The sequence below is a fragment of the Gallibacterium genomosp. 3 genome, from assembly GCF_001678475.1.
GTDB lineage: Bacteria > Pseudomonadota > Gammaproteobacteria > Enterobacterales > Pasteurellaceae > Gallibacterium > Gallibacterium faecale.
Window position 1 is genome coordinate 76,004 of sequence record NZ_JTJR01000007.1, and the last position, 6,309, is coordinate 82,312.

At 36.9% G+C, this 6,309-nt stretch carries 7 protein-coding genes; 3 read left to right on the forward strand and 4 right to left on the reverse strand.

Annotated elements, in window-relative coordinates; all coding sequences use genetic code 11:
- Window positions 1-44 precede the first annotated feature (44 nt).
- The 4 genes from QV06_RS01600 to codB are packed head-to-tail and all read right to left on the reverse strand — an operon-like array spanning window position 45 to window position 3,692.
- Window positions 45-485, reverse strand: a complete 441-nt coding sequence (locus tag QV06_RS01600) for a nucleoside triphosphate pyrophosphohydrolase family protein (RefSeq protein WP_065236641.1) — start codon at window positions 483-485, stop codon at window positions 45-47.
- 24 nt (window positions 486-509) lie between these two features.
- Entirely contained in the window at window positions 510-1,130 is a 621-nt protein-coding gene (locus QV06_RS01605; protein ID WP_065236642.1) for an NUDIX hydrolase N-terminal domain-containing protein, read from the reverse strand.
- A gap of 51 nt (window positions 1,131-1,181) precedes the next feature.
- Complete coding sequence (locus QV06_RS01610; protein ID WP_065236643.1) at window positions 1,182-2,444, reverse strand: cytosine deaminase; 1,263 nt, start codon at window positions 2,442-2,444, stop codon at window positions 1,182-1,184.
- Window positions 2,445-2,471: 27 nt separating this feature from the next.
- Window positions 2,472-3,692, reverse strand: coding sequence for a cytosine permease (gene codB, locus QV06_RS01615; protein WP_065236644.1), 1,221 nt, complete (start codon window positions 3,690-3,692; stop codon window positions 2,472-2,474).
- A 165-nt stretch (window positions 3,693-3,857) separates the two neighbouring features.
- Here codB and QV06_RS01620 point away from each other — a divergent pair, with 165 nt between their 5' ends.
- From QV06_RS01620 to QV06_RS01630, 3 genes are all read left to right on the forward strand, one after another.
- The gene (locus QV06_RS01620; protein ID WP_065236645.1) at window positions 3,858-4,472 is read left to right on the forward strand and encodes a GNAT family N-acetyltransferase; all 615 of its coding nucleotides are present in this window, start codon (window positions 3,858-3,860) and stop codon (window positions 4,470-4,472) included.
- A 54-nt stretch (window positions 4,473-4,526) separates the two neighbouring features.
- Window positions 4,527-5,618: an ElyC/SanA/YdcF family protein gene (locus QV06_RS01625; RefSeq protein WP_065236646.1), complete on the forward strand. Its 1,092-nt coding sequence runs from the start codon at window positions 4,527-4,529 to the stop codon at window positions 5,616-5,618.
- Between the two features lie 71 nt (window positions 5,619-5,689).
- The gene (locus QV06_RS01630) at window positions 5,690-6,250 is read left to right on the forward strand and encodes a cysteine hydrolase family protein (protein WP_065236647.1); all 561 of its coding nucleotides are present in this window, start codon (window positions 5,690-5,692) and stop codon (window positions 6,248-6,250) included.
- Window positions 6,251-6,309: the final 59 nt, after the last annotated feature.

Below are 6,309 nucleotides of genomic sequence, written 5' to 3' on the forward strand. Positions count from 1 at the left end.
ATAAGTAAAGAAAATGCGGCGAAAGCCGCATTTTTTATCACTAATTACTTCACAAACTTTTCCAACTTCGGTTTAAAGTAATTCTCGCCTTTTTTAATTTTGCCGTTTTCGTCAAAGATAGCCTTGCCGTTCTCGAATTTTGACCAATTTGAATCATTAACTTCAGCAAAGGCAGAATAGAAATCAAAACCAGCCATATAAGCAACCCCTGTGGCAGTAACCACTTGATCAGCTAAAGAATCTAACACCTCGACTTTATGTTCGTGAGTTAATTCAGTTAAGCGTTCTGTTTGCTTATTTTGCTTATAGCTATTAGCGAGAATTTCAAGATTATGCGCCATTTCAGCATGACCTAACGCATCTAACATTTCGACAACTTCTTCAAAATGACAACCAATTTGCACAGAAAGATCTTTTAATTCTGGATTCGGTTTTGCCTCTTTAAACCAATCTAAAGTACGTTGTAATTCATTTTTCTGACTCATTTTCTCTCCTTCTTCAATGAATATTTAATCAAATTGAGTAACCCAATGTTTATCACGATAAGCGGCAAAGCACATTTGGATCTGCTGTTGGTTATTTTTCTCAGTGGCAAGATTAGGTAAGTTATCTTCAGCAAAATAAGCGGATTCTGTTGTTTCAATATTTTGTTGAAATTGTCCTTTAAGTACAGTACAGAGAACAAAGATTTTACAAACACCATAAGCATATAAAGGTTGATTATGTTTAGCACGATCTTGAACTGCGATAATTTTATCAGCAGTTACGTCTAGACCCGCTTCCTCTTTCACCTCTTTAATAGTGTTTTCTTTGATCGACATATTGACATCAACCCAACCACCAGGCAAAGACCAATTTCCATCGTTTTCTCTCACCAATAGAATTTTATCGGCTTGAAAAATGGCTGCTCGGGTATCTAATTTTGGTGTTTGATAACCGATTTCATTACAAAAAAGATCCATTACTTTAGTAAAAGGGATATCTGCTTGATAAGCAATGATTTCGGCAGAAATCTCTCGAATTCTTTGATATCTTTCGAGATCATAATTATCTTTACCATAAGCTAAACCTGCTTGAGCAAGGCTTTGTAGCTCTATTGCCCAACTTAACCATTTTTCTGATGTATTCATTACTCATCTCCTATTTTAGAGAGAATTAACGTTAATCTTGCCTAGAGTTATCTAACGATAGCTGATACGTTCTTGTTCTGATAAATAAATTTGACTTTGTACTGGTTGTGTTTCAGCAATCACTTTACCATTACGAATTGAGTAACGAGTTGGAACTTGACGGCGTACCGCATCGAATCCATTTTCTGCTGGCAGAATGATTAAATTCGCCGCTTTACCTTCTTCAATTCCGTAATCTCGGATACCTAACGTTTTTGCACTATTTTCAGTCACTAATTTCAGTCCATCATTGATTTGTCCATAGCCCATTAATTGGCAAACATGAAGTCCCATGTGCAATACTTGTAACATATTGGCTGTGCCTAAAGGATACCAAGGATCAAATACATCATCATGTCCAAAACAGACATTAATGTTACTTGCTAATAATTCTTTTACACGAGTGATGCCACGACGTTTCGGATAAGTATCAAAACGACCTTGCAAATGAATATTGACTAATGGATTAGCAACAAAATTGATGCCAGAAAGTTTTAGTAAACGGAATAGGCGAGAAGCATAGGCACTATTGTAAGAGTGCATTGCAGTAGTATGACTAGCGGTAACTTGATCGCCCATTTCATATTTTAATGCAAGTGCAGCAACGGTTTCGACAAACCGTGATTGTTCATCGTCAATTTCATCACAATGAATGTCAATCGGTTTGTGATAACGGCGAGCAATATCAAAAGCAATGTGCATTGATTCTACACCATATTCACGTGTAAATTCGAAATGTGGAATTCCGCCAACAACATCAGCCCCCATTTTCATAGCTTGCTCTAATAAAGCTGCTCCATTTGGATAAGAGAGAATACCTTCTTGTGGGAAAGCAACAATCTGTAGATCGACCCAAGGCGCAACTTCTGAACGGACTTCTAACATTGCTTTCAAGGCAGTTAAGGTTGGATCAGAAACATCCACATGAGTACGTACTGCCTGGATACCGTTGGCAATTTGCCATTTTAACGTTTTCCAAGCGCGTTGTTTGACATCTTCATGGCTTAAAAGTGATTTACGTTCAGCCCAACGTTCTATCCCTTCAAATAAGGTTCCAGACTGGTTCCAGTTAGGTTGTCCTGCTGTTTGGGTTGCATCAAGATGAATATGTGGTTCAACAAAAGGTGGATAGACAATTCCATTTTCAGCATCTAATACCTCTTCCGTGGTTGTAAGAGGCGTATCGTTTGGTAGTATTTTTTCAATACGCCCTTGGCTTAATAAAAGTTGCCATAATCCTTGGCGATCAGGTAAATGTACATTTTTAATTAACATTTCAATTTTCCTCTGTTGTATTCGGTATTAAGCAAATTTTTTACGTAATAATGGATTTAATATCAGATAAGCTACTGCACCACTGATTACGGCATTGACAGGAATAATACCTGGTAAAAATTTACCACAGGCAACGCCAATACCGACCGCAACAATAGCTGCCCAGTTAATATTAACAAAATGTGCTTGTTCAAAATTTTGATAGGCATGACGGCGTGTTAAATAGTCGGCGATAATAATTCCGCCAATAGGTGGAATAGCCGCAGATAAAAAGGTTAGCCAACCAACGAAATTGTTATATAGCCATAACGCACATAATGTACCAACGATACCATTAATGACGGATAAGATACGGCTGCTAACGCCAGTAATATTGGCAAAGCCTAAACCAGAAGCATAAAGTGCGTTGTCATTGGTTGTCCAGATATTTAATCCCAATACAATAATGGCAGGGAGTAATAACCCTTGTGCAACCATAACATCAGAAATATCTGCCATACCTTTTACCGCTGCACCTGCCGCACCGAAAATAAACATTAATGAGTTACCAAGGAAGAAAGCTATCATTGTGACTAACACTGCATATTTGGCTTGTTTACCAAAACGAACAAAGTCGGCAGTTAATGTGCCTGCACTAATAAACGATCCCACTACTAATGTGATTGCGACAGAGAGTGAAATCGGATCTTTTGGAATTAATTGTTGTAAAGTGGAGAGTCCGCCTGCATCGTGGATAGCAAGATAGACAGAATAACCGCCAAGTAAGGCAATAGCAGGTACAGCAATAACAGAAAGTGCAGTGAGTGCGGAAATACCAAAGAAAACGGTAATGGTCATTAAAGCCCCAGAAATTAGAATCAATAAATTCACATCAATTCCAGTAAATTTATTAACAGGGATTGCAAACATCGCTACCCCAACACCAAACCAACCTACTTGTGTTCCACCAAGTAAGGCAGAGGGTAGCCAAGATCCTCGGATACCAAAAGAGTAGCGTGCTAGGATATGTGTAGTTAAACCAGTTTTAGCGCCAATATAACCTAAGAATGAGGTATAAACTCCTAGCATTAAGTTACCAACGATAACAGCAAGGAAAAAATCATTGTAGGTAAGTGAGGTGCCTAATGTTCCACCTGTCCACATACTGGCTGAAAAAAAAGTAAGCCCCAACATAACAAATGTTAGGGCTATCATTCCTTTGCGTTCAGACGCTGGAACTGGCTTAAGACTATAGTTGTCAGCAGACATAGAGATTACTCCTTAATTTTATGATGTGTGTTTGTATTGCGCTGGCTATTATAGAGGTAACTGGATCAGAATGAAATTGGTCAAGATCAGTAAATAAGAAAATTGAAAACTGTATGCCAGATAGTTATTATCGAAAAGCAGTAGGATGACTAGGAGAAAAACGGAATGGAGCAACAACAGGATGACATCATTATTCGTGTTGCAACTTTGGATGATGCAGCAGAGATTTTAAATATTTATGCACCTTATGTAGAAAAAACCGCAATTACCTTTGAATATGAAGTGCCAAGTTTAGAAGAATTCAAAGCGCGTATGCGTAAAACTTTAGCTAAATATCCGTATATTGTTTTAGAACAAGGTAGTGAGATTTTAGGATATGCCTATACCAGCACTTTTGTTGGCAGGGCAGCGTATGATTGGGCGGTGGAAACGACAATTTATTTAAAAGAAAATCAAACTAAATCAGGCTTAGGAAAACGGCTTTATACCGCACTTGAACAAATTTCTAAAGCGCAGAATATTTATAATTTAAATGCTTGTATTGGTTATCCAGAACAAGATGATGAATATCTAACACGGAATAGTGCTAACTTTCACCAACATTTAGGTTATCGTTTAGTCGGAGAATTCCGTAAATGCGGCTATAAATTTGGCCGTTGGTACAATATGGTATGGATGGAGAAGTTTTTAGCTGAACACCCAGTTCGCCCTGAACCGGTTATTTGGTTTCCAAATTTAGATGCAACAACATTGCATTTATTAGGTATAGAGAAGAAGTAATTACTTTTTTCTTTTATATAAAACAGTTCTATGACTGAAAAAAGGAGATTTGTTATGAAGAAATTTCATAAATTAAGTGTTATAGCAGTGTCGTTATTTGCTGCGGTTCAAGCTTATTCTGCAACCCAAAGTGTTGAAGTGTTACAACCTCAGGTTGAGTATCAACAGCTTGTAAATCAACGGCAAGTAATTGATGATCTTTTGGATCAAGCAGTTGAAATTCAAAAATCACCTGCGAGAGTTTCTGATGCAGGATTTACCGCTAAATTACCAAGCAATATGGAGCGTATCGCTGATATTTTATTAACAGCACATAAATTAGAACCTTATCGTATTGATTTTGTTTTAGGTGCAGCCAACGCCTATATCTATAATGGGAACGTAGATCGTGCAATTGAGTTATATAAACAAGCGCTAGAAGTGGCACCTGATGATGTAAAAACCAATATGTATTTAGCAAGTTGGTATCGTTATAAAGGTGATGATAAGGAAAGTGGTAACTATTTAAAACATCTAGAAAAAATTGCACCAGAAAAAGCAGCAACTTTAAAACAAGTTTTTGCAACAATTGATAAAGTGACTAAGTTACCGATTGTAGATAAATCAGAAACCAAATTAACAAATCAAGATGCAATTATTACATTGGGTTATGCACTAAATCCTGATGGTAGTATGAACGAGATCTTAATTCAGCGTTTACAGAAAACATTAGAGTTAGCAAAACAGAATCCAGAGGCATTAATTATTGTTACTGGCGGGGTACCAAAAAATAATCAAACTGAAGCTAATTTAATGAAAAAATGGCTAATTGAACAGGGGATTGATGCAAAAAGAATTTTTGCTGATAACTATGCACGTTCTACGGTAGAAAATGCACTTTATTCTCGTTATGCATTAGCACATCATAAAATTAAACATGCAATTTTAATTAGTTCTGGTAGCCATGTTCGCCGAGGTCAAACTTTATTTGAGTTAGCTACTCGTGATTCTGGACCACAAGGTATTACATTTGAAGCTGTGGCAGCCTTAGATAAACCATTAGCGGAGTTACAAAAGGTGAGTGCAAAAGATTTACTTGGGATTTATCGGGATAGTCTGATTGTGGTTGGGTTGCCAATGTTTAATAGTGGTGTATTAAGAGATTAATTGATGACAAGCTGGTTAGAAAAATTTTAGCCAGCTTTTTTAATACTATTTTTTATTTATTAGGGAAAACGATGCAAACTTTACAACCAGCATTACTTCTTATTGATATTCAACAAGGCTTCGATATTCCTGGCTATTGGGGTGAAGAAAGAAATAATCCAAAAGCAGAAGAAAATGCGGCATTACTTTTGCAGCATTGGCGTAATCAAGGTTATCCAGTTTTTCATATTCAACATTGTTCACAGAATCCTCAATCTTGTCTATTCGCTACCCATCAGGGACATCAGTTCAAGCATTTAGTCGCACCAACAACAGGTGAAATTGTGGTTCAGAAAAAAGTGAATAGTGCCTTTATTGATACGGATTTAAAACGACTATTAGATGAACAGCAGATTCAACAACTTGTGATTGTTGGTTTAACTACGGATCATTGTGTTTCTACGACAACTAGAATGGCAGGAAATTATGGCTATACAGTTTTTTTAGCCGCTGATGCCACAGCGACATTTAGTCGGAAAGGATTAAACGGAGAACTCTTTTCGGCACAACTAATACATGATACAGCTTTAGCCAGTTTACAAGAGGAATTTGCGACTGTATTAACCACAGCAGAAATAATAAAATTATTTTAGGCTGTTTATAAACCTGTAATTAATCACAAATTTTAATAGATGTTTATTGGGTTCCCTCT